This is a genomic window from Serratia sp. JSRIV001, assembly GCF_019968745.1.
Taxonomy (GTDB): domain Bacteria; phylum Pseudomonadota; class Gammaproteobacteria; order Enterobacterales; family Enterobacteriaceae; genus Chania; species Chania fonticola_B.
In genome coordinates this window covers 1,269,121-1,293,102 of record NZ_CP074147.1, presented here as the reverse complement: position 1 = coordinate 1,293,102, position 23,982 = coordinate 1,269,121, and the positions used below count along the sequence as shown (strand labels likewise).

The 23,982-nt window shown below is 52.2% G+C and carries 17 protein-coding genes and 1 pseudogene; 11 read left to right on the top strand and 7 right to left on the bottom strand.

The genetic code is table 11. From position 1 onward, the window contains the following. Positions 1 to 29: 29 nt before the first annotated feature. Together tehB and KGP17_RS05795 are read left to right on the top strand one after the other, a co-directional pair. A complete protein-coding gene (gene tehB, locus KGP17_RS05800) occupies positions 30 to 629 on the top strand; it encodes a tellurite resistance methyltransferase TehB (protein ID WP_223499605.1) in 600 nt (199 codons plus the stop codon). Between the two features lie 111 nt (positions 630 to 740). Next, positions 741 to 2,234 carry an aldehyde dehydrogenase family protein gene (locus KGP17_RS05795; protein ID WP_021805543.1) on the top strand — a complete coding sequence of 498 codons (1,494 nt, stop codon included), beginning with the start codon at positions 741 to 743 and terminating at the stop codon, positions 2,232 to 2,234. A 446-nt stretch (positions 2,235 to 2,680) separates the two neighbouring features. On the opposite strand, the pseudogene tynA reads toward KGP17_RS05795, so the two are convergent. Both tynA and KGP17_RS05785 read right to left on the bottom strand, forming a co-directional pair. Continuing rightward, positions 2,681 to 3,292 (bottom strand): annotated as a pseudogene (tynA, locus tag KGP17_RS05790) (primary-amine oxidase); the annotation flags it as partial. Between the two features lie 108 nt (positions 3,293 to 3,400). Then, positions 3,401 to 3,598, bottom strand: coding sequence for a DUF4762 family protein (locus KGP17_RS05785; RefSeq protein ID WP_021805545.1), 198 nt, complete (start codon positions 3,596 to 3,598; stop codon positions 3,401 to 3,403). A gap of 446 nt (positions 3,599 to 4,044) precedes the next feature. Between KGP17_RS05785 and KGP17_RS05780 the strand changes: the two genes are divergently transcribed. Further along, positions 4,045 to 4,416 carry a VOC family protein gene (locus KGP17_RS05780; RefSeq protein WP_021805546.1) on the top strand — a complete coding sequence of 124 codons (372 nt, stop codon included), beginning with the start codon at positions 4,045 to 4,047 and terminating at the stop codon, positions 4,414 to 4,416. Positions 4,417 to 5,007: 591 nt separating this feature from the next. Beyond that, a complete protein-coding gene (alr, locus tag KGP17_RS05775) occupies positions 5,008 to 6,240 on the top strand; it encodes an alanine racemase (protein WP_223499026.1) in 1,233 nt (410 codons plus the stop codon). Between the two features lie 53 nt (positions 6,241 to 6,293). Here the strand turns inward: alr and KGP17_RS05770 are convergent, their stop codons facing one another. From KGP17_RS05770 to evgA, 5 genes are all read right to left on the bottom strand, one after another. After that, the gene (locus KGP17_RS05770; RefSeq protein ID WP_094983047.1) at positions 6,294 to 7,415 is read right to left on the bottom strand and encodes a cupin domain-containing protein; all 1,122 of its coding nucleotides are present in this window, start codon (positions 7,413 to 7,415) and stop codon (positions 6,294 to 6,296) included. A gap of 232 nt (positions 7,416 to 7,647) precedes the next feature. Further along, positions 7,648 to 9,186 (bottom strand): glutamate:gamma-aminobutyrate antiporter, encoded by a 1,539-nt coding sequence (gene gadC / locus KGP17_RS05765; RefSeq protein WP_115158583.1) that lies wholly within the window; start codon positions 9,184 to 9,186, stop codon positions 7,648 to 7,650. 102 nt (positions 9,187 to 9,288) lie between these two features. After that, a complete protein-coding gene (locus KGP17_RS05760; protein ID WP_094983045.1) occupies positions 9,289 to 10,689 on the bottom strand; it encodes a glutamate decarboxylase in 1,401 nt (466 codons plus the stop codon). Positions 10,690 to 10,919: 230 nt separating this feature from the next. Continuing rightward, the gene (locus KGP17_RS05755) at positions 10,920 to 14,516 is read right to left on the bottom strand and encodes a response regulator (protein ID WP_223499025.1); all 3,597 of its coding nucleotides are present in this window, start codon (positions 14,514 to 14,516) and stop codon (positions 10,920 to 10,922) included. A 4-nt stretch (positions 14,517 to 14,520) separates the two neighbouring features. Then, positions 14,521 to 15,135: an acid-sensing system DNA-binding response regulator EvgA gene (evgA, locus tag KGP17_RS05750; protein WP_037375334.1), complete on the bottom strand. Its 615-nt coding sequence runs from the start codon at positions 15,133 to 15,135 to the stop codon at positions 14,521 to 14,523. Between the two features lie 414 nt (positions 15,136 to 15,549). On the opposite strand from evgA, the gene KGP17_RS05745 reads away from it, so the two are divergent. From KGP17_RS05745 to aroD, 7 genes are all read left to right on the top strand, one after another. Then, a complete protein-coding gene (locus KGP17_RS05745) occupies positions 15,550 to 16,719 on the top strand; it encodes an EmrA/EmrK family multidrug efflux transporter periplasmic adaptor subunit (RefSeq protein ID WP_021805554.1) in 1,170 nt (389 codons plus the stop codon). A gap of 3 nt (positions 16,720 to 16,722) precedes the next feature. After that, a complete protein-coding gene (locus tag KGP17_RS05740) occupies positions 16,723 to 18,258 on the top strand; it encodes a DHA2 family efflux MFS transporter permease subunit (protein ID WP_209524237.1) in 1,536 nt (511 codons plus the stop codon). A 245-nt stretch (positions 18,259 to 18,503) separates the two neighbouring features. Further along, a complete protein-coding gene (locus KGP17_RS05735; RefSeq protein ID WP_223499024.1) occupies positions 18,504 to 18,860 on the top strand; it encodes a YdiL family protein in 357 nt (118 codons plus the stop codon). A 193-nt stretch (positions 18,861 to 19,053) separates the two neighbouring features. Further along, a complete protein-coding gene (locus tag KGP17_RS05730) occupies positions 19,054 to 20,262 on the top strand; it encodes an MFS transporter (RefSeq protein ID WP_179249101.1) in 1,209 nt (402 codons plus the stop codon). 668 nt (positions 20,263 to 20,930) lie between these two features. Beyond that, the gene (locus KGP17_RS05725; protein WP_094983038.1) at positions 20,931 to 22,166 is read left to right on the top strand and encodes an MFS transporter; all 1,236 of its coding nucleotides are present in this window, start codon (positions 20,931 to 20,933) and stop codon (positions 22,164 to 22,166) included. Positions 22,167 to 22,228: 62 nt separating this feature from the next. Further along, positions 22,229 to 23,095: a quinate/shikimate dehydrogenase gene (gene ydiB, locus KGP17_RS05720; protein ID WP_059199959.1), complete on the top strand. Its 867-nt coding sequence runs from the start codon at positions 22,229 to 22,231 to the stop codon at positions 23,093 to 23,095. Between the two features lie 76 nt (positions 23,096 to 23,171). Further along, entirely contained in the window at positions 23,172 to 23,924 is a 753-nt protein-coding gene (aroD, locus tag KGP17_RS05715) for a type I 3-dehydroquinate dehydratase (RefSeq protein ID WP_115158787.1), read from the top strand. Positions 23,925 to 23,982 lie beyond the last annotated feature (58 nt).

The window sequence follows — 23,982 nt, the reverse complement described above, 5'->3', positions numbered from 1 at the left end:
ATATACATCAAATATAGAGGAACACCATGATGGATCAGCAGCCCACCCTGCCAGAAAACTACTACACCCAAAAATACTCCCTGACGGCCACCCATTCCGAAGTCCTTGAGGCAGCCAAACTGATCGCGCCCGGCAAGACGCTGGATCTGGGCTGTGGCAGCGGTCGCAATGCGCTGTATCTCAACCTGAAAGGTTTTGACGTTACCGCCTGGGACAAAAATGCTGCATCAATCGCCGCGATAAACCAGATCATAGCCACCGAGCAGCTTGCACATATCAGCGCCAGTGAGCAGGATCTCAATACTCACCGCTTTAGTGGCCAGTACGACTTTATCCTGTCTACCGTGGTGTTTATGTTCCTGGACCGCCAGCAGATCCCACACATCGTGCGCAATATGCAAGACAGCACGGTCAAAGGAGGCTACAACCTGATCGTCGCGGCCATGGATACGCCAGATTATCCCTGTACGGTGCCCTTCTCATTCACCTTCAAACCGGATGAGTTAGCAGACTATTATCAGGATTGGGACATCATCAAATATAACGAGAACCCCGGCGAGCTGCACCGCGTCGATGCCGAGGGCAACCGCATCAAACTGCGTTTCGCTACCTTGCTGGCGCGTAAATAGCCCGCAAGTGTCACGCAGTACAAACCCATTGTCAGGCAGATGAAAACCGCGTTGGGCATAACGCTATAGACTGTTAAGGGTAACGAACCGTTTATTCCCTTAGGAGGGCGTATGCCTAATGTGACCATACTGGACAGCGTAGTCCGTTTCCTCGATCGTCAGCACGGCCTGTATATCAACGGCCAATGGCAAACCTCACAGGCCGAATCGCGGCTGGCGGTCTATAACCCAGCCGACGGCAAACAAATCTCCTGCACCGCCGATGCCAACGCCGCCGACGTGGAGCTGGCGGTCACCTCGGCCCATCAGGCCTTTACCACTGGCGTTTGGGCACAACGCCTGCCCGCCGAACGTGAGCGCATTTTACTGCGCTTCGCCGATCTGGTTGAGCAACACGCCGAGGAGTTGGCCCAGTTGGAAACCCTGGAACAGGGGAAATCCATCAACATCTCCCGCGCCTTTGAAGTGGGCTGCACGCTGAACTGGATGCGCTATACCGCCGGGCTGACCACCAAGATCGTCGGGCAAACCCTGGATGTCTCCATTCCGATGCCGCCGGGAGCCAAATATCAGGTCTATACCCGCAAGGAGCCGATCGGCGTAGTCGCCGGGATTGTCCCCTGGAACTTCCCGCTGCTGATTGGCATGTGGAAGGTGATGCCAGCGCTGGCTGCGGGCTGTTCCATCGTCATCAAACCGTCTGAAACGACGCCTCTCACCCTGCTGCGTATAGCTGAGCTAGCCAGCGAGGCAGGAGTACCACCGGGCGTGTTTAACGTGGTGACCGGCAAAGGAGCTATCTGCGGTAAGGCGCTGACGGAACATCCGCTGATCGCCAAAGTGAGCTTTACCGGCTCCACGCCGGTGGGGAAAGGGATCGCACGCGCGGCGGCGGATCGGTTGACCCGCGTCACGCTGGAGTTAGGCGGTAAAAACCCGGCCATCGTGCTGAAAGATGCCGATCTGCAGCAGGTGATCGAAGGGTTGATGGCCGGCAGCTTCCTCAACCAGGGGCAGGTCTGCGCCGCCAGCTCACGTATCTATATTGAAGCCCCGATTTACGATCGGCTGGTCGCCGGTTTTGAGCAGGCAGTGAAGTCGCTTTCTGTCGGGCCGGGGATGGATGGCAACGCCCAGATCAACCCGCTGGTGTCCAAAGAACACCGCAACAAGGTGGCTGCCTATCTGGATGACGCCCGCAACAAACACGCCGAGTTGATCACCGGAGCCGCCGGGCCTGACTTGCAAGGCTTCTATATTCCCCCGACGCTGGTGATCAATCCCGATGACAGCCTGAACCTGGCGCGGGAAGAAGTGTTTGGCCCGGTCGTCAACCTGATCCGCGTAGCGGATGCCGAAGAGGCGCTGCAGAAGGCCAACGATACCGACTATGGCCTGACGGCCAGCCTGTGGACCACCAGCCTGCAAGCGGCGATGGCTTATACGCCACGCATTCAGGCGGGCACGGTGTGGGTCAACACTCATACGTTAATTGATGCCAACATGCCGTTTGGCGGCTTCAAGCAGTCTGGCAGCGGCCGTGATTTTGGCCCGGACTGGTTGGATGCTTATACCGAGTCCAAATCGGTGTGTATTCGCTATTAGTTAGCACTGCATTGAAAGAGTCAGGGGGGCGAATCGCAGAGTTCGCCCCCCTGTGTTATTTGCCGTCACACGATATCGCTGCTTCCCCTCACCCCAACCCTCTCCCACAGGGAGAGGGAGCTGGTACGGAGTTAGGCTCAGGTGCAGGAGTCGTTCTTTGGCATACTGCTGACAAACGCCAACAGAACCAAACCATAGGGGTGCTGCATGCTGCGCCCGTCTGGATAATCAATAGATTGCCGGAGCTCGCTGTTCCTCTACTCCTTCAATCTCTCTCACAGGGAGAGGGAGCTGGTACGGAGTTAGGCTCAGGTGCAGGAGTCGTTCTTTGGCATACTGCTGACAAACGCCAACAGAACCAAACCGTAGGGGCGCTGCATGCTGCGCCCGTCTGGATAATCAATAGATTGCCGGAGCTCGCTGTTCCTCTACACCTTCAATCTGGCTTACTGCTGCTTTTGCCCGTTCAGATTCAGTGTTGGCGTTTCATCGAAGAAGTTCCATGGTTTCAGCAAGGCGTGCACCCACTCAGTTGGCATAATCGGCCACTCTTCCGCTCGCGCCACATGGGTGGTGCCGGTGGTGAGCCAGACCACGTCGTCGGTATTGTCTATCGGCTGGTTGTCCGCCGTGTACTTGCCCAGCCCGGTATCGTGGATCGAGCGGTTGGGGTATTTGCCTTCCGGATAGCGTTCATTCGGGTTGTAGCGGATCACCCACAGTTGCCGATCCATAAAGCTCAGGCGGTGGTAAATCCATTCGTCATTGCCAAAATTGGCCCCCTTGGCGATCGGGTGCGTACCGCCCGCATACGGGATCAACTGATAGGAAACCGGGTTACCCATCTTGTTCAACCGGCTCGGGTTGCTCAGCAAACAGAGGGTAGAAGGATCGAATTTCTGTGCCGCCTGCTGTTCGGTAGTCACTTTCACCTGATCGACCTGCATGGTGCTGGTGCGCGGGCCGCTCCGATCGTTAGGCTTCACATCTGGGTTCAACTCCACCAGGCTGTTATTTTCGCCATCCACATCCATATCCAGCCGGAAGTTGTAAAGGATAGCTTTCGTCGCGGGGATATAAATAATCGCAGAAACAAGAAGAGAATATGGGGGAAAAGGAAAGGTACGACACCATCCATATTGCCGTACCTTGACTATTACTTGCGATTAAGCGCCGCAGCGAGCCAGATCGGCTGGTTCACGAGTCAAAAATTCACCGAACTTGCCTTGGCAGGTGGCAACGCGACGGCAAACGGTTACCGCAGAGGTACCGGTACCTGTGGTTTGACGCTCATAGGTAATAACACAGCCAAGTACATAACCACCAATAACATTTGAAACTTCAGATGCGTTTAATTTCTTCATAAATATATCCTTATAGTAATTACCAAAATGAACTTGCAATATTTTTCTAGAAAATAACTTTAATTTAACGAGATATTATCGTCTTAAAGCGATTAAATTATAATAATAGAATAAATCCACAGTCAACATTAAAGCCTTACCTATCCCACGTTATGGATTGGTCTTGATTAAAAACAAGAATAATCCATCATTAACCCCCTAAACATACATTCATTATATGATTAATAAAAAATTATCTGGTGTAAGATATTACAATATCGGCAACAGGAATAAACCCAGCTGACCAGTTATCATCGCATTGGGCTTTATTGAATAGAGTTCATCCTGGTAAGTCCCCAACAGCAGAACAAACACGAGTTGATTACGTGATCTTTATCACTGTATAAATAAACAGCACATATAACATAACCAATCAGGAACAACAATCAATACCACTGGAGAATACCATGAATAAAAATATCGTTAGCTGGTTTGAAATTTATGTTACTGATATGCCACGAGCAAAGAAATTCTATGAGGCAGTATTCGACACGCAGTTAGAAAAACTGGAAACCGAGGGCATGGAATACCTGATGTTCCCTTACCAGGAAGGGGGGGAAGGGTCTGGCGGCGCACTGGTTAAAATGGCTGGCGTGCCAGTTGGAACGGGCGGCACCATGGTTTATCTGTCATGTGAGGATTGCGCCGTAGAAGAAAGCCGCATTGTGCCAAACGGCGGTGAAATCCTGAAAGAAAAATTTGCCATCGGCGAACATGGTTTTATTTCCATCGCCAAAGACAGTGAAGGCAACGTGATTGGCCTGCATTCCATGAAATAATACCCCTCACCCTAACCCTCTCCCAAAGGGAGAGGGGATCAGATCGAGTTCGTTGATTGCTCTGCGTAATACCCTATCTTTCTCCTGATAGGGTTATGGAAATTCGGCGACATACTATGGATGAGGGACGATCGAGTTTTCTGAGATTATCTATTTACTTCCAAAAGAGCTGGGGCTATCAGCTCCCTCGCCCTGTGGGAGAGGGGATCAGATCGAGTTCATTGATTGCTCTGCGTAATACCCTATCTTTCTTCTTCTTACTCCCTGGTGTGGTTCTTAAAATTAGCAGACACACCATGGATGAGAGAGTATTAGAATATTCTGAGATTATCTATTTACTTCCAAAAGAGCTGGGGCTATCAGCTCCCTCTCCCTGTGGGAGAGGGTTGGGGTGAGGGGACAACCAAATAGCTACATTATTTATTACCCGCATCGTTTCCCTCCCCTGTAGCTTATTAATAAATTTGACAAAAAGTCAGTTTTGTCATTTATTGAATGCCGCTGATCGCTCAGCCACACCCGCCGTCAAATCAGATAAAAAAACTGACTGAGGCCGATAAAAACTCTTTTTTATTTCACCAGGAAAGGAATATGCCGCTGCATTTACGCCATTTAGTCTTAATACCGCTATTAACGTTGGTGGCTTGCCATCAACCTGCTGCCACCAATCCCACTCATTCTCTTACCGCTACGGTTAAAAGTTCACCGGCGGCGGTGGTAAGCAATGCCCGGTTGGAAATCTCACAAAGCGCGCTGGAATATAACACCCACAAAATTCAGCAACTGTTGGGCGATAAAACTACCCTTTGCGCCATTCTGAAAGGCGATGCCTACGGGCACGACCTTTCGTTGGTGGCACCCGTGATGATCAAGAATCACGTGCAGTGCATTGGCGTGGCCAGTAACCAAGAGCTGCAAACCGTGCGCGAACTCGGCTTTAAAGGCCGCCTGATGCGCGTGCGCAATGCCACTGAAGCAGAGATGCGCCAGGCTACCGACTATGACACCGAAGAGCTGATCGGTAATCTGGAGATGGCGAAACGCCTGGATGCCATTGCCGCCCAACAGGGCAAAACCCTGCGCTTCCATTTGGCACTGAACTCTGGCGGTATGTCACGTAACGGCCTGGAAGTCAGCGAAGCTGCCGGATTGACTGAAGCCAAGGCTATCTCTGCATTACCCCATCTGAAAATGGTCGGCATCATGTCCCACTATCCTGAGGAAGATGCAGCGGCGGTGCGCAAGGATCTTGCCCGCTTTAAGGTGCAATCCCAGCAGGTGCTAGACATTACCGGGATCAAACGCAGCGACGTGACCTTACACGTTGCCAATACCTTTGCGACCCTCACCGTGCCGGAGTCCTGGCTTGATATGGTGCGCGTTGGCGGGGTGTTTTATGGCGATACCATTGCCAGTAATGACTATAAACGCGTGATGACCTTCAAGTCATCCATCGCGGCACTCAACCATTACCCTAAAGGCAATACCGTCGGTTACGATCGTACCTACACCCTGAAACGCGATTCAGTATTGGCGAACATCCCAGTGGGTTATGCCGACGGTTATCGCCGTGTGTTCAGCAATGCCGGTCATGTATTGATCCAGGGGCAGCGGGTGCCGGTGGTGGGTAAAACCTCGATGAATACCGTAATGGTGGATGTGACCGACGTGAAAGGCGTCACTCCTAGTGATGAGGTGGTGTTCTTCGGCAAGCAGGGTAATGCAGAGATCACCGCCACTGAAGTTGAAGACATCAGCGGTGCGCTGTTTACCGAGATGTCGATCCTTTGGGGCGCGACCAATAAGCGTGTTCTGGTGGATTAATTAACTCCCCCAGGCAAAGGCTTGCGCCGAGACCTGGGGGAAATCTATACCGTTTACTCGTCGAAGAACCAATACCCCTGATTAACCAGACCCGTTAACTCGGCAACGAACGCCGGGTTTTGCAGCGCCTCACCTAACTCTTGCTTACCGACGATAGTGTAACGGCATAGGGCATCGGCGGCTTTAGGCTCGACGGTATCCAGACGCTCGCTGTTGATAAAGAAGCTGCCGCCAACCTCCAGCACCCTTAAGCCACTCAGGCGAGTCAGGACGGCACCGTCCATCAACGCTTCGATAACCTCATCTTGCTCGTAAGGCGGTTGCGCTGGGGCAATGTCCAACTCGTGGCGCGGCGTGGTCACGAAGCGGCCAAACCACTGTTTGAAATCTTCCGGCTGATTAATCATCTCGGTCATCATGCTGCGCAGGCGATCGAGCTCATACTCTTCAACCCGGCCCGGATGTTCCCGGCAGGTTAAATCAGGATCGCTGTAATGCTCGCCCCCGAGATCGTTTTCCAGCGCATAGTCCGCAAAGCTGCTGATTAAATCCCTGCCGTTAGGGCCACGGAAGCCAACGGAGTAGTTAAGCGCGGTTTGGTGGGTAAAGCCGTCGTGCGGGAAGCCCGGTGGAATATACAAGATATCGCCCGGTTCCAGATCTTCATCGATAATCGGCTCGAAAGGTTCCACGTGCAGCAGTGCCGGATGCGGACAAAACTGCTTCAGCGGCAGTTTGTCACCCACGCGCCAGCGGCGGCTCCCCATGCCCTGGATGATAAAGACGTCGTACTGATCGATATGTGGCCCTACGCCGCCGCCAGGGACCGAGAAGGAGATCATCAGATCGTCCAACCGCCAGTCCGGTAATACACGGAACGGGGTAACCAACTCCGCTGACGGAGCATGCCAGTGGTTAACCGCCTGGGCCAACAGTGACCAGCCGGTTTCCCCCAGATTATCAAAATGCTCGAACGGCCCGTGGCTCGCCTGCCATTGACCATGGGTTTGGCTGACCAGACGGCTGTCTACCTCAACCTCCATCGCCAGACCGGCCAACTCGTCCGGAGTAATCGGATCGACAAAGTTCGGGAAGGCATTTTTTAATACCACAGGTTGTTTTTGCCAGTATTTCTCTAAAAATTCGGGCCAGTTAAGATTCAGTTGATAAGCCATGGGTCCACACCAGTGAGAAGACAAACGGGCCTGATTATAAAGAGGCTGCCACTCATGCCGCCTTGTCATTGGTCAATGACTGGGCGTTAAACTGGGCAAAAAGAAGGTATTGGGGGATATTGGTGAATGGGCAGGGACGAACAGGTTCGCCCATGTCTAACATATTGAATATATTAACGGGCGCTGCATGCAGCGCCCGTTATTGCAAGTTCAGTGCACAGTGAAGAAACGATTAATGCACTTGCTTGTCATCGACAAAAATATGGTGCGCAGAGCGTGCACGCGGGTGGATAAAGAAGTGCCCTTCTGGCGCAGAATCCGTGCTTACAGGCACCAGCTTGAGGTTGGTCGCCTTCAAGCGTTTATCATGCAGCGCATAGATAATGAACGGGATAGCCACAACCACCAGGAAACACACCACCAGCATAGTCACGTACATATGGTCGGCTTCAAGCCCGGCCAAACCTGAGGGCGGGAAGAATGAGACCACAAAGGCAACCGCAGAGGTGAGTAAACCAATCGTAGCCACGGTAAGCTTGACCACATTACCCCCCGGAATATTGAAGACACGTTCGTTTTCCGGCTGTTTGCGTACCAGTTTGATGTAGCCCAGGAACAGCAGGAAATAGCTGCACAGGTAGATCACCACGGTCAACGCCAGCGCAATCAGGAAGGACATGTTATTGCCGCCCCCGGTGTTGGTCAGGACAATCAGCGCAATCGACGTAATCACCAGTTGAGAAATCACCAGTGCAACCGGCACACCATTCTTGTTCATTTTGGCAAAGCGAGCAGGCAAGATCCCTTGTTGTGCGGTAACCAACATGCCGCGAGACGGCCCAACAATCCAGGCGGCGATTTCTGCCAATACCCCTAACAACAGCAGTGCAGCAATGACGCGAACAGCCCATTCAAACTGCGGACCAAAGTGCGAGATCAACACGCTGAAGGTTTGCATTACCCCCGCAGAAAGGTTGATTTCACCATGAGGGATCACCGCTGCGATAGACAGACCGCCGACAGAGCTTAAACAAATGGCCGCCGCCATCAGTAACAGCATGGCAAGCGGGTAATCCCGGCCTGGATTTTTCATCTCGTTGACGTGAGTCGCCGAGGCTTCAACGCCCATATAGCTCAGGATAAACGCTACGAACACCACCAGCGTGCCCATTTGGGTAAAGTCTGGGAAGAAGGTAGAGGCGTTCATTTCGATGGCCAGTGGCGCACCAGAATGCAGATAGCTGACGGCCAGGATCACCAGGACAGCCGCCGGTAATAGGATGCCGGCAAAGAAGCCAATCTTGGCAATACGCGCAGTGTTTTTGGTGCCACCGAACTGGGTGAACGCCAGACCCCACAAGATAACCAATGCCGCGACGGTTTTAACGACCGGGTCTTCGTTCAGTTCAGGCCACTTGAGGATATAAGACAGCGCCCCCAGCACAAAATAGAGCATAGGGATAAAACCTATGGCAATTTGCAGATAGCCAAAAGAGATGGCGGCAAAGCCCCATTTCTCACCCAGCGTTTTAGACACCCAGGTGAATACCCCACCTTCCTGCCATCCTTTTACCGTCGCCATCTCGGCGGCGCATAGGCCAACGGGAATGAACCATAGGAACCCACCTAACAGCAGGAAGAAGATGAGAGAAAAACCCGAGGTTGCAAAGGTCGGATATTCATAAACCGCCATTACCATAGATGCGGTAATAGCAAAAAACCCTAACAACGTTAATTGCTTTGGAGCGGCGCTTTTTTCTGTGCTCGCCATAACGATTCTCCTGCAGGAAGAGGTTACTCTTCCCAACGAATATTGGTGGGGGAAAAAGCGGGGCTGGCATCGACGCCGCCCCGATATAATAAAGCTCTGGCCTTAGCCGTGATGGAATCCGCTACCTTGTTGCGCAGACACTGGGTTGATGACAGGGTGATTCTCGAATTCAATCAGTGCCCTTTTGATATCGTCGATCAGCAGGCAACCGAGGTCGTAGCTCACGCCGTGACGCACCAGGATGCGTTGAATAACCAGATCTTCACGGTGTGTCGGCATCGAATAGGCCGGAACCTGCCAACCGCGAGCGCGCAGTTTTTCCGCCAGATCGTAAAGGGTATAACCACCGATCGCCGCGCCGTCTTTCAATTTCCACGCCAGCGCCGGGATGCCTTTATCGCTGTCACCATCAAACAGGATTTCAAACGGTCCTAACTTGCCAATCTCGGCCGCTAAATGCTGAGCCGTGGCGTAGCAAGCGTTGTGAATTTTGGCGTACCCTTCGCGGCCAAGGCGCAGGAAGTTGTAATACTGCGCAACGATCTGGCCACCGGGGCGTGAGAAGTTCAGTGCGAAGGTTGGCATGTTGCCACCGAGATAGTTGACGTTGAAAATCAGCTCTTCGGGCAAATCCGCCGCTTCACGCCATACCACCCAGCCAGCACCCAACGGCGCCAAACCAAATTTATGACCGGATGAATTAATGGATTTCACCCGTGGCAGGCGGAAGTCCCACTCCAGTTCTGGCGAGCAGAATGGAGCCAGGAAAGCGCCGCTGGCACCATCGATGTGCATCGGAATATCCAGGCCAGTTTCCTGTTGCAGGCGATCCAGCGCATCACTGACCTCTTTCACCGGCTCGTACTGGCAGGTGAAGGTCACGCCCAGGGTTGGCACGACACCAATGGTGTTTTCGTCAACGCGCTTGAGCACTTCTTCCGCATTCATGATCAGACGATCGCCTTCCAGCGGGATTTCACGCAGCTCTACGTCAAAGTAACGAGCAAACTTGTGCCAGCAGATCTGTACCGGGCCACAAATCAGGTTTGGTTTATCGCTAGGCAGCCCCTGCTCGGCACGCTTTTTGCGCCACTGCCATTTCAGCGCCAACCCTCCCAACATGGCGGCTTCTGAGGAACCGATGGTTGAACAGCCAAGGGTGGTTTCCGGCGTTGGCGAATTCCACAGGTCGGCCAGCATTCTGACGCAGCGGGCTTCAATTTCGGCCGTTTGCGGATATTCATCTTTATCGATCATGTTCTTGTCGATAGACAGATCCATCAGTTCGCGAATTTCGTCATCCACCCAGGTCTGGCAGAACGTCGCCAGGTTTTGGCGGGAATTACCGTCCAGCATCAGTTCATCGCGGATGGCATTAAAGACGTTACGTGGATTGCGCTCGGTAATTGGGAAGGTTGACTTAGGTAATTCACCCGCCAAATCTTGTGACGCGTAAACATCATCATTTTCATTATAAGCTGGGGTGTTATTTGCCTTGTTCATAATAATAACCTTTTAAGATAGACCTATTAATCAAGAATTAAATTCGCGATATCAGGTAGCATAAATAGCGTTATTATTTGAACGCTACGTTCGCCACAAAACTTGATAAGGATATTAAAACAGGACTCATAACGAAGATATCAGAGCGATTGGTAAATACTGTAGGCGCGGGACTACACCCGTAGGCTTGTATCAAGGGGCGCAGCGTGTAGCGCCCCTTGTAAATATATCTATGGGTGGGAAAATGCCTCAATAGCTGCATTCAGCCCCTTCAGCAACTTTTCCAGCTCGCGCATGCCTTCTTCGATCACCGCCTCATGCTGTTGTGTCGCCAGCGCATTTTCCAGTTCTTCGCTAAGCAGATGTAACGACGTGGCCCCCAGCAGTTGAGCCGTACCATTAATGCGGTGTAAATGGGATTGCAGAGTCGGCCAGTCCTGAGAGTGGAGTGCCTTTCTCGCTGCCGCCAAATCTTGGTCATTTTCCAGGCGGGATTGTTCAAGCATCTGGCGCATCAGGGCGCTGTCACCCAGGCTGAGTGCCTGCAGCGTTGCCATATCGATAAACTCGCTGAGTGGATCGGCCTGCGAAGGGCCTGTCACACCTTGTAGCGCAGCTTCCAACTTCGGTAAATCTACCGGTTTAAACAGGCACAGGTTCATGCCCATCGCCAGGCAGCGCTCTTTCTCTTCGGCCTGTGCGTTGGCAGTTAACCCCCAGATAATAATGTCCCGATTGAATTCACGTACCCGGCGGGTCAACGTTATGCCATCCATATTAGGCATGTTGAGATCGGTGATGAGCAGATCGTACGGATTGGCCTCGATCAAGGCCAGAGCTGCCACACCATCAATGGCCTCATCGACCCGATAGCCAAGCGTAGCCAACTGACGACGCAACAGAAGCCGGTTGGTGGGGTGATCGTCCGCAATCACAATCCTCAGAGCTTTAGGGCCACTGACGGGCGATTTTGGTGTAAATGAAATGGCGGCAACCTTTTCCAGGTCCGTAACCGCGGTGGTGAGCGTCACCGTCATGGTGGTGCCCCTGCCCGGCTGGCTGGCCATGTCTATGGTACCAGCCATGCGTTCAACCAACTCACGGCAGATCGTCAAACCCAATCCCGATCCGGTCTGTTGTTTACCCCACTTGGTCTGACTAAAGGGCTTGAACAGATGTTGCTGTTCCTGCGGGCTAATGCCCGCCCCGCTATCTTTCACGCTCAGCGTCAGGCAAGTGCGGTCGGTGCCCTGCGCATGCGTTTGCGCTATCACTTCGATCCCACCCTCAACGGTAAATTTGATGGCGTTACTGAGGAGATTGGCCAGCACCTGTTTTACCGCCTGCGGATCGAGCCACAGCGCCTGCGTTTTTTCCAGGCGGTAATCGACCGACAGCCGCAGGTTTTTCAGCGTGGCCACCCCTTCAAAACTACTGACCGTCGTAGTTAACAACGAGGCCAGATCTACCCATTCTGGCGCCAGCTCAAAGTTACCAGACTCAATTTTTTCCATATCCAGCACATCGCCAATCAGGCCGAGTAGTGACTGAGCGGTGGAATAAGCCAGTTGAATAGATTCCTTCTCTGCTGCCGGACTTTGGCTATGGGTGGTCAGTAACTCCAGGAACCCCATGATCGCACTCACCGGCGTACGGATCTCATGGCTCATGCTAGCAAGGAAAGTGCTTTTGGCTCGATTGGCATCAATGGCCTTGTCTTTCTCCACCTGCAACGCCTCCATCAACTGCCTGGATTCAGTAATGTCCTGCCAGCCACAAATCAGCGTGGGCGGCGTGTTGGCGGGTAGTTGGCACAGCGTTAACCAGTGCAGGATCAGGCGCTCTTCCGTGCCATTATTCAACACCAGTTGATGAGGGATAACCTGGTTGATTTGCAGCCCTTGCTGGATATTGGGTTGAAGCGCTGCGAAAATGTCTGCCAGAGGATGACGGCGATCGAACAATGAATGATGCATCGCGGCATGTAACTCGGGGGTGAAGAAGGCCCCGAAGGCGCTGTTGTAGCTTTCGAGCTCACCTTCCACCGAAATAACGTACACCGGCACGGGGATCGAATTGAATAAGGTCTGGCGAAAACCGAGCTGATACTCAAGCGCAGCCTGTGCCTCTTTGCTTTTACGGATGGCCCGCAGCAGATAGGCTCCCCACAGCAAGCTGCTGACAACCAGCAGCGTAGCCAGAACGATCACCAGGTAAAAAGGCCGGTTATAGAGATTCCAGGTGTCAATTTTCACTTCGGGGGTTTTTACCCACTTCCCGGCCAAATTCATCAGCTCTTTGGGGGGAATATCGTCGATGGCCTTATTCAGAATGCTTTGTAATTCTTGCGAGCCACGTGGAATGACAAAGGCGATCTGGGCGGTGCGCTCGTCGGGAATACGGAAATAGCTCAGCCGATTGGGATAGTAGTGATCGATGATGTAGCGCGAGGCGAGCTGTGTGGACACCACTGCGTCAATTTCCCTCCGATCCAGCATGCTCAGCGCTGCGCCGGTGTTCTCTACCTCAACCCATTGCACACCCGGATATTTGGCTTTTAGTTTTTCCGATAACGTATGGTAGGCCGGAATAGCGACTTTCATGCCAGGCTTCATCGTTTCGGTCTGCTTGACCGCAGCGCGGGTGACGATCACAAAAGGAGTAGCCAAAAACGGATGAGTAAAGGCCGCCTGTTCTTCCCGCTCTGGGCTGTACGTGGCCGAGGACAGGATATCCCAATTGCCACTACGTATTATGCTGGCCATCTCTTCATTGGAATTGGCAATCACCGGTTCAAAGGTCAAACCGGTTTGCAGCTGGATCAGGTTAAGGATATCGCCAACTATCCCGCGTATTTCCTGGTTTTCATCCACCATGCTAAACGGGGCGTAATAGGGATTTATCACTATGCGCAATTTGCGGTTTTTTTCCAGCCAGCGCGTTTCCTGTGGGGTAAAAGCCAGGTCCCTGGTTAAAAAGGTGAGGTTACCCATATCAATCCAGGACTGAGCAATCTGGCTATGCTGAGGTTCGGTCAGTGAACTGATAAATCTGTCGACAATGTTGACCAATTGCCGCTGACTATCGAGCGCAATAAGCACGTCGCCGCTTTGCGGTGCTCGCCAGAACTTCACCATTCCCAGCGTCTGGTAGAAATCGCGCGCGATAATAAAACTGGTGGTGAGGTTATTGCCGAGAAAGTAGTCACTCTGATGACTGGCAACCGAGGCCAACGCCTGATATTCATCGGCAAAAGAAATGACGCTGGCGTTAGGAAATGCCTGTTTAATAAATGATTCTGGGGGATAATCCCGGGTGATCGCTATCTTGAGCTTATCGCTATTATCGTGAAACGGCTTCATCACCTCGGCAAGCCGCGTCACCAGGGTTGGATAGCCTTGCACCAGCGGCAAGCTGGCAATAAAGGGAGCCTTTTGCGGGCTAATCCTACCGGGCGTAGTGAGAACAAGATCGACGCGGCCCGCAAGCAGTGCCGCCAATGCCTGTTGCTCATCGGCGTAGAGTTTGACGTTTACATTGATATTCAGAGCTTTTCCAAACAGCGCAAGGTAATCCGCATTCATTCCCCAATAGCGTCCGGTGACGCTATTCATACTCAACGGTTGGGATTCAACTCCATACACCGCAACGGTAAGACTGTGCTTTTGCGCCAGCCAGATAAAGTCGTCGTGGCCCAAGTAGATGGCCGGAGGCGTGACCAGGTGGTTAGTCGCCAGCGCTAACGTGATCGGCCCGTTGATCACAGCCTGTGCAGGCAGCATCAGACACAGTAAAACCAGCCAAAACCCCAGTACCCGTTTTAGCATGCACTCACCCAATTTTATTACGGTTGGCGAAAGCAAACAGATCGGCCAACGAGCTACAGCCGAGCTTCTCCATTAAACGGCTTTTATAGGTGCTGACCGTTTTATTGCTGATAAACATCGCCGCCGCAATCTGCATATTATCTGCACCGCCGAGGAGGGAACGCATCACCTTAATCTCCTGGCTGGAGAGCGACAGCAGCATTTCCTGTTCCGAAGAAAGGCTGCCGACAAAACCGTTTAGTGAGAAAGGAAAATAGCTGTAGCCATTCTGGGCAGCATGCACCGCGGCGATAATATTGGTCATCCCCTCTTTTTTACTGATAAAAGCATTGGCCCCGGCATCCGCGCTACGCTTGCCGTAGAACAGATCGTTTTTGGCGGAAACCACGATAATGATTTGGCTGAACTGCTGCTTTCTGAGTTTTTCAACCACCTCAATGCCGCTCATGATGGGAATATCGACGTCGACAATCACCACGTCTGGCTGCTGCTGCGCCACCTGCAGCAGCGCCTCTGCCCCGTCCGCTGCCTCGCCAATAACGCTAATACCTTCACTTTCCAGCAGGTTCTTGATCGCCATACGAGCCAGAGGGTGGTCGTCAACAATTACGGCGCGCAAAGACTTGGTTTCACTCATTGTCGTTTCCTGGTGATATAAAAAACACGGGCAGCGTTGGTCAGCGATGTTTCTTCGCTCACGCTATATTTTAAGGATTTCAAGCTATCTACGAGCTTATAGCATAACCCTGTTTATAGTTCTAATTCGCTGTTGCCCCAACTCCTGTAGTCACGGGGTGGACTTCACGTGTAGGACGCTGCCTGCAACGATTTCCGATGTCTCTGCTGGGTTACGGCAACGCCCGCTTTTATAATCACTACGAACCTTCAGCGTTTCCTCCCATAGGCCTATGCCGCTTTAAGCTGAAGGTGATTAACCAAGCCATTCAATGATTAAATTACGCGCTGTGCTTATTGCCCACAGCAGCGTAATGGTTTGCTATTGCTCATAAAACAGACAAGCAAGGGTTTTGCCATGCCACAATTACCGCAGCCAGACAGTAACCAGGTGAAAACACCATTAGAAAAAAGAAAGCAGTGGCTGCTCATTTTTCTAATGGTGATTATTATTGCGGCCATGGCCAGTGCAACCTGGTGGTATTTCAATTCGCGCAATGTGCAAAGCACCGATGATGCCTATGTGATGGGCAATCAGGTCACTATTTCTTCGCAGGTTAACGGCAGCGTGGTCAGCGTAAATTACACCAATACCGATTTAGTCCAGCAAGGGGATGTCTTGGTCAATTTAGATGATACCGATGCCAACCTCAACTTTAAAAAAGTCAAAAATAAGCTGGCGGAAACGGTGAGAAAAACCAAACAGATCTATATCAACGACGCCCAATATAACGCCAATATCGCCCAGGCTAAAATCGCTTATCAGCAAGCGCAGGCCGATTATCTACGCCGCACCAAGCTGATGGGAGCGGGGGCCTTTTCAAAAGAAGACCTGCAACATGCGCGTGATGCCGTTAACAGCAGCAAAGCGGCGCTGGACGTCGCTATCGAACAATATCGCGGCAATCGTATCCTGATCCAGAACTCCACGCTTGAACAGCAGCCGGCCATCCTGTTGGCGGCAGAACAAATGCGCGAAGCCTGGCTCGCGCTACAGCGCACCAAAATTCGCAGCCCGGTGACCGGCTATGTCGCTCAACGCAATGTGCAGGTGGGTGAAACACTCAGCGCTGGCCAGGCCTTATTATCCATCGTCCCGGCCGATCAGCTGTGGATTGACGCCAACTTCAAGGAAACCCAGCTCAGCGGCGTGCGCATTGGGCAAAAGGTGAGCGTGGTGAGCGATCTCTATGGCAGCAATGTGGTATTCGACGGCGTGGTTGAAGGCATCAATATGGGAACCGGCGGTGCGTTCTCGGTGCTGCCCGCGCAGAATGCCACCGGTAACTGGATCAAAGTGGTTCAACGCCTGCCGGTGCGTATTACCCTGGATGCGGAACAGCTCAAGGCATACCCATTGCGAATTGGCTTATCCACCACGGTGACCTTGCGCGAAAACAACACCAACGGCCCTGCGCTATCTACCACCCAACGCCTGAAACCGGCTTACCAAAGCCAGGCGCTGGTGCTCGATACCTCCAGTATCGACGCGGAAATCCAAGACATCATCAAAGCCAATGCGATGTGATTTATGAGCAATAACAACACACTGCTGCCGTTAAAAGGCTGGTCGTTGATCCTGGTGACGCTGTCGCTTTCGATGGCGACCTTTATGCAGATGTTGGACTCCACCATCTCCAATGTCGCCATTCCCACCATTTCCGGGTTCCTGGGGGCCTCTACGGACGAAGGAACCTGGGTGATCACCTCGTTTGGTGTCGCCAACGCGATCTCCATCCCGATAACCGGGCGTCTGGCGCAGCGGTTCGGTGAGCGTAAGCTGTTTTTAGCTTCGGTGACGTTGTTTGCACTGGCGTCGCTGTGCTGCGGGTTCTCCACCAATCTCGATATGCTGATCTTTTTCCGCGTCATTCAGGGATTGGTCGCAGGCCCGTTGATCCCACTATCGCAAAGCCTGCTGCTGCGTAACTACCCGCCAGAGAAGCGTAATATCGCGTTGGCGCTGTGGTCGATGACGGTGATTATCGCCCCGATCTTTGGCCCGATTATTGGCGGCTATATTTGCGATAACTACGACTGGGGCTGGATATTTTTAATCAACGTTCCGTTCGGCATCATCGTCGTTGCCATTACCGCATGGAAGCTGAAAGGAAGAGAAACGCCCACCGAGCCGGTAAAAATCAACCTGTTCGCCCTGAGCCTGCTGGTGCTCGGTGTGGGTAGCCTGCAAATCATGTTGGATAAAGGCAAAGACCTCGACTGGTTTAACTCTACCACCGTGATCGTGCTGGCCGTGATCGCCGTGGTCGCGCTGATTTTGCTGATTATCTGGGAAGCCACCAACGATAACCCGATCATCGATCTGAGCCTGTTCCGCTCACGTAACTTCAGCATCGGCATCCTGTGCATCAGTTGTGCGTATCTGATTTATGCCGGAGCAATTGTGCTGATGCCGCAGCTGCTACAGACGGTGTTTGATTACACCTCGGTGTGGGCAGGGCTGGCCTATGCCCCCATCGGGTTGATGCCGCTGCTGATCGCGCCATTGATTGGCCGCTACGGCGATCGTATTGATATGCGGGTATTGGTGACCTTTAGCTTTATCGTGTATGCCGGTTGCTATTACTGGCGTGCGATGACGTTTAATCCGGCGATTGATTTTACTGCCGTGGTGCTGCCGCAGTTGATGCAAGGCTTCGCCGTGGCTTGCTTCTTCCTGCCGCTGACCACCATTTCATTGTCAGGGCTCGCACCAGAAAAATTCGCTGCGGCCACCAGCCTGAGCAACTTTTTCCGAACGTTATCTGGCTCGATCGGCACGTCACTCACCATGACCCTGTGGAGCCACCGGGAGTCATTTCACCATGCGCAACTGACGCAGTCAGTGACGCAATTCAACCCGGCTGCGATCAGCCTGGATCACCAACTGCAACATCTGGGGTTCAATCAGCAGCAAGCCGCGACCTATATCAACGATCAAATTACCCAGCAGAGCCTGCTGATGTCGGCCAACGATATTTTCTATCTCTCTGCCGGGGTATTCCTGATGCTGACCTTGCTGGTGTGGTTCGCCAAGCCGCCGTTTAATACGGCCAAGGCCGGGTGACTAGCTCTTGAAAGAGTTACCCTCCCGGTCCCGCTTTAGCAAATGAACTTGGGCTCAAAACCAATACAGCCGTCCGCTCGGGCGGCTTTACAATTCCCCACAGTAAAATCTCATAATGCGGTAATATATTCACACCCCGGCAACAAATAATATTGCACCCAATAGTGTGAGCCTGTTCAAGACGAAAAACGCCCAATAATGCTATTTATTCTGCATGGTTTTCTCTAACGTGGATCTGCGTCATCATGAATCATTTAGAACTGCAGGCACTGCGTCAGCTTTTTTTTATGACGGTCGAAGAGTGTGCGACCTATATTTCATCTGACAACAATTTAGCTACATGGCTGCAATGGGAGCGTGGTGAAAGTGAAATACCGGCCGCTATTATTGATACATTCACAAAAATGATTAAAAAAAGAAAAAACCACATCAATGCCATCATCGACAAGATCAACAATCGCATTGGTAATAACACCATGCGCTTCTTCCCCGATTATGCGTCCTTTCTGGCTGTCTACGCCCAAGGTGATTATCTGGAATGGAAAATTTATCAGTCGGTCGCCGCACAACTTTATGCTTATGATCTCGAGCGGCTATGTTAACCCTGACTAATAGGACACATCGCGCTCATTAATCTGGATGGGATTTAATAAGGACGGCTTATCAACACCGCCTGCCCATAGTTTTGACTGACTATCACTCCTGACCGCAGGTTAACGCCTGTAACAATCTCGTGCCCAACCGTTTTTCCCGGCACGAATTATTTATTATGAACGAGTTTCAGAGCAACAACCTATGGAAAACAAGTATGTACCAACGGCCTTGGGGCTGTATCTGAATTATCTGGTGCACGGTATGGGGGTGATATTAATCAGCTTGAATATGCCTTATCTGGCAGAACAATGGCATACCGATGCCGCAGGCATTTCGATCGTCATCTCTTCTTTGGGCATTGGCAGGCTCAGTGTGTTATTAATCACCGGCATGTTATCCGATCGATTTGGCCGCAGACCCTTTATTTTTCTGGGGATAGTGTGCTATTTGGGCTTCTTTTTTGGCATTCTGCTTAGCCCCACCATTATTGTCGCTTATGTATTTGGTTTTTTAGCTGGCGTTGCCAACAGTTTTCTCGACTCGGGCACCTACCCTACGCTGATGGAGGCGTTCCCCAAGTCGCCAGGTACCGCCAATATCTTGATCAAAGCCTTTGTCTCCGGCGGCCAGTTTATGTTGCCGATGGTCATCAGCCTGCTGGTCTGGGCTGAGGTCTGGTTTGGCTGGTCGTTCCTGATCGCTGCTGGCATTATGCTGCTCAATGGCCTGTTCCTGCTGCGCTGCCCATTCCCCACTCATCCGGGGCGACGAGTGGCCACCGAACCCGATTTGAATGCGGATGACAACCCTCGCTGTTCCATCGTTGATCTCATCAGCTATACCCTATATGGCTATATCGCCATGGCCACCTTTTACCTGATCAGCCAATGGCTGGCACAGTATGGCCAGTTTGTGGCGGGTATGAGCTATACGATGTCGATCAAGCTGCTGAGCATCTACACCATCGGCTCACTGATGTGCGTGTTCATCACCGCCGGGCTGGTAAAGAAAAGGTTTAAATCAACTACCTTTCTGATGCTGTATACCTTTATCTCCTTCATTACCTTACTCACCGTTTGCCTGTATCCCAACATGTACGTCGTGATGGTTTTCGCCTTTGTTATCGGCTTCTCTGCCGCAGGCGGGGTCATGCAGCTAGGGCTGACGCTGATGGCGACCCGCCTTCCCCACGCGAAAGGCAAAGCCACCGGCATCTATTACAGCGCTGGCAGCCTGGCAACGTTCACCATTCCTTTGATTACCGCCAAGATTTCCGAAACCAGTATCGCCAACATTATGTGGTTCGATACCGCTATCGCAGCCTGCGGCTTTCTGCTGGCGCTGTTTATTGGTTACCGTAGCCATAAAGAGGCCAACCGTCCCCTTAAGATGGTACAGATGGCCAGTTAATCCCACCAAATTACCTTCTCTGACTGTTAACTTTCTTATGCTGTATCTCCCTCTCCCCAAGGAGAGGGAATTGATCCAGTGCAGTGTTCAGGTACGGTTTCCACAACTCATTACGAACTCGATCGGTCCCCTCTCCTTTTGAGAAAGGGTTAGGGTGAGGGGCCATTATTTAGATATAGAAACCTGGCTTTATTCCTCCGACCGACACCACATACAATATTATTATGACCGCGTGCAATATCAGACAGTATTCCGTCAGCAGCTGATCTCCAGACAAAGTAAATAGCTTGTTAATAACCATTCGCCTTCACCACGCCCAAAAAGGAAACACCGTGCAGCAGCCTTCCATACCTGATTTAACCAGCGAAATATCGGCACAATTCGGCAACACCATCAAGCGCCATCTCAGCATCTTCCCCTGCAATAAAGTTGAAAACTAAAACGGCATATTACGTATTTATCACCTACTGCATTACCTATACTCAGCACACGTCAGGTTGCCGGTGTATTGGCGGTTATCCATGACCCAAGTTATTTACCACAGTGTGACTTATCGGGATGTTTTCACCCATTACTTTCCCGCAATGATTAATTAAAAAGAAAGGCCACCAGAACAACAGGTCCCTGGATCCAAAAACGTAAAAAATTAGCGACAAGCGGAGAACAGCATGAGCCAGAGCAAGGCCTTCAAAGCGCCATTTTTATTAGCGGTCATCAGTATCTATTTGAGTTATTTTCTCCATGGTGCCAGCGTCATTACGCTGGCACAAAACATGACGCCACTGGCCGAGAAGTTCGGCACCGACAACGCGGGCATTGCCTACCTGATATCTGGCATTGGGTTAGGTCGGCTAGTCAGCATTCTGTTCTTCGGCGTGATATCGGATAAGTTTGGCCGCCGCGCCGCCATTTTGATCGGCGTCGCCCTGTATATTCTGTTCTTCTTTGGCATCCCGGCCAGCCCTAATCTGATCGTCGCCTTTGGCCTGGCGGTGTGCGTTGGCGTTGCCAATGCGGCGCTTGACACCGGCGGCTATCCGGCCCTGATGGAGAGCTATCCCAAGACGTCCGGCTCGGCGGTGATCCTGGTGAAAGCCATGGTCTCTTTCGGCCAGATGTTCTATCCGATGCTGGTCAGCTACCTGCTGGTCAGCCACATCTGGTACGGCTACGCGATGGTCATCCCGGGGATCCTGTTCGTCCTGATCACGTTGCTGCTGCTTAAAAGCAAGTTCCCCAGCCAGCTGGTTGATGCCTCCGTGGCTAAAGAGTTGCCGCAGATGAACAGTAAGCCGCTAGCCTGGTTGGAGGGCGTCTCCTCCGTTATCTTCGGCGTAGCCGCATTCTCTACCTTCTACGTGATCGTGGTCTGGATGCCGAAATACGCAATGGCATTTGCCGGTATGGCGGAGGCCGACGCGCTGAAAACCATCTCCTGGTATAGCCTTGGCTCGCTGATGTGCGTGTTTATCTTCGCCCTGCTGTTAAAGAGCACCGTGCGCCCGGTATGGGCCAACGTGTTTAACGCCGGTGTCTCGGTGATCGCGGCAACCATTATCTATCTGTATCCCTCACCGCTGGTTTGTAACCTTGGTGCCTTTGCGATTGGTTTCTCCGCCGCCGGTGGGATATTGCAGCTTGGCGTCTCCGTCATGTCGGAATTTTTCCCGAAAAGCAAAGCCAAGGTCACCAGCGTTTATATGATGATGGGCGGGTTAGCCAACTTCTTGATCCCATTAATCACCGGTTACCTCTCCAACATTGGTTTGCAATACATCATCCTGCTGGATATTGCCTTTGCCCTGCTGGCCTTTGTTACCGCCATCATCGTCTTCATTCGCTATTACAAAGTATTCAAAGTCCCGCAAAGTGACCTGCGATTGGGCGAGCGCTTTTTCCAATAACGCAAAACAGCAATTACGCAGGTTTGCGTCCCACACGAACATGGTTAGACAAGGAGTTTAGAATGGATGTAACCGCAAAATATGAGCTTATCGGGCTGATGGCCTATCCGATCAGACACAGCTTATCGCCAGAGATGCAAAATAAAGCGTTGGATAAAGTCGGGCTACCTTTTACCTATATGGCTTTCGAAGTCGATACCACCACCTTCGCCAGCGCGATTGAAGGGCTGAAGGCGTTAAAAATGCGCGGCACCGGCGTCTCGATGCCTAACAAGCAGTTTGCCTGCCAGTATGTCGATGAATTAACGCCAGCGGCCAAACTGGTTGGCGCTATCAACACCATCGTCAACGACGACGGCTATCTGCGCGGCTATAACACCGACGGTACCGGGCATATTCGGGCCATCAAGGAAACCGGTTTTGATATCAAGGGCAAAACCATGGTGCTGGTCGGTGCGGGTGGCGCTTCTACCGCTATCGGCGCACAGGCCGCCGTTGAAGGCATCAAAGAGATCAAGCTGTTTAATCGTAAGGACGAGTTCTTTGAACAGGCGCTCGACTTTGCCAAACGGGTCAACGACAACACCGACTGCAAGGTAACCGTGACCGATCTGGCAGACCAGCAAGCGTTTGCCAGCGCCATCGCCAGCGCGGATATCCTGACTAACGGCACCAAAGTCGGGATGAAGCCGCTGGAAAACGAGAGCATCGTTAGCGACATCGCCATGCTGCGCCCGCAACTGCTGGTGACGGAGTGCGTGTATAACCCGCACATGACCAAGTTGCTGCAAATGGCCCAACAGGCAGGTTGCAAAACGGTGGACGGTTACGGCATGTTGTTATGGCAAGGCGCCGAACAGTTCAAACTGTGGACTGGCAAAGATTTCCCACTGGAATACGTTAAGCAGGTGATGGGATTCGAGGCGTAGCATTCCCGTAGCGCGTGGTGATGGGCTTAAATCACCACCTTATTGATTGCGGCAAAACAGCATGCAAAAGGTAAAAATGAAAACCATAACCGTAAAAAACATTGTGTTCGGCGAAGGCGCGCCAAAAATCATTGTCTCGCTGATGGGCAAAGATATCCCTGCCGTGGTGGCTGAGGCGCAGGATTATCGTCACGCTGATTTCGATATTCTGGAGTGGCGCGTCGATCATTTTGCGGATGTCGCCACGCTCAGCAACGTGCTAGCCGCCGCCCGTCAGATCAAAGAGATCATTGCCGACAAGCCGCTGCTGTTTACCTTCCGCAGCGCGCAGGAAGGCGGTGAGCAGGCGTTGCCCCCACAGGCCTATATCGCGCTCAATCTGGCGGCGGTGGACAGCGGCCTGGTCGATATGATCGATCTGGAGCTGTTTACCGGCGACGAACTGCTCAAAGAGGCCGTGGCCCATGCCCACGCCAAGAACGTCTTGGTCATCATGTCGAATCATGATTTCCATAAAACGCCGCCGCAGGAGGAAATCGTCAAGCGCCTGTGCAAAATGCAGGAATTGGGAGCCGATATTCCGAAAATCGCCCTGATGCCGCAAAACAAAAGTGACGTATTGACGCTGCTGGCCGCGACGCTGGAAATGCACGAAAAGCATGCCAACGGGCCGATAATCACCATGTCGATGGCCAAAACCGGCATTGTATCCCGGTTAGCGGGCGAAACCTTTGGCTCTGCGGCCACCTTTGGCGCGGTCAAGAAAGCCTCCGCGCCGGGGCAAATCTCCGTCACGGATTTACGCACCATATTAACGATACTGCATTAATTCAGTGGCGTACTGATATTACTGTCGGCGGGAATAATCGTCTTTCCGCCGAATAAAA

Coding starts and splice junctions, on each gene's coding strand:
- KGP17_RS05725 (WP_094983038.1), top strand. CDS start 20,931: ATGAGCCAGAGCAAGGCCTTCAAAGCGCCATTTTTATTAGCGGTCATC.
- gadC (WP_115158583.1), bottom strand. CDS start 9,186: ATGGCGAGCACAGAAAAAAGCGCCGCTCCAAAGCAATTAACGTTGTTA.
- ydiB (WP_059199959.1), top strand. CDS start 22,229: ATGGATGTAACCGCAAAATATGAGCTTATCGGGCTGATGGCCTATCCG.
- KGP17_RS05730 (WP_179249101.1), top strand. CDS start 19,054: ATGGAAAACAAGTATGTACCAACGGCCTTGGGGCTGTATCTGAATTAT.
- KGP17_RS05755 (WP_223499025.1), bottom strand. CDS start 14,516: ATGCTAAAACGGGTACTGGGGTTTTGGCTGGTTTTACTGTGTCTGATG.
- alr (WP_223499026.1), top strand. CDS start 5,008: ATGCCGCTGCATTTACGCCATTTAGTCTTAATACCGCTATTAACGTTG.
- aroD (WP_115158787.1), top strand. CDS start 23,172: ATGAAAACCATAACCGTAAAAAACATTGTGTTCGGCGAAGGCGCGCCA.
- KGP17_RS05780 (WP_021805546.1), top strand. CDS start 4,045: ATGAATAAAAATATCGTTAGCTGGTTTGAAATTTATGTTACTGATATG.
- KGP17_RS05735 (WP_223499024.1), top strand. CDS start 18,504: ATGAATCATTTAGAACTGCAGGCACTGCGTCAGCTTTTTTTTATGACG.
- KGP17_RS05770 (WP_094983047.1), bottom strand. CDS start 7,415: ATGGCTTATCAACTGAATCTTAACTGGCCCGAATTTTTAGAGAAATAC.
- KGP17_RS05795 (WP_021805543.1), top strand. CDS start 741: ATGCCTAATGTGACCATACTGGACAGCGTAGTCCGTTTCCTCGATCGT.
- KGP17_RS05760 (WP_094983045.1), bottom strand. CDS start 10,689: ATGAACAAGGCAAATAACACCCCAGCTTATAATGAAAATGATGATGTT.
- KGP17_RS05740 (WP_209524237.1), top strand. CDS start 16,723: ATGAGCAATAACAACACACTGCTGCCGTTAAAAGGCTGGTCGTTGATC.
- KGP17_RS05785 (WP_021805545.1), bottom strand. CDS start 3,598: ATGAAGAAATTAAACGCATCTGAAGTTTCAAATGTTATTGGTGGTTAT.
- tehB (WP_223499605.1), top strand. CDS start 30: ATGGATCAGCAGCCCACCCTGCCAGAAAACTACTACACCCAAAAATAC.
- KGP17_RS05745 (WP_021805554.1), top strand. CDS start 15,550: ATGCCACAATTACCGCAGCCAGACAGTAACCAGGTGAAAACACCATTA.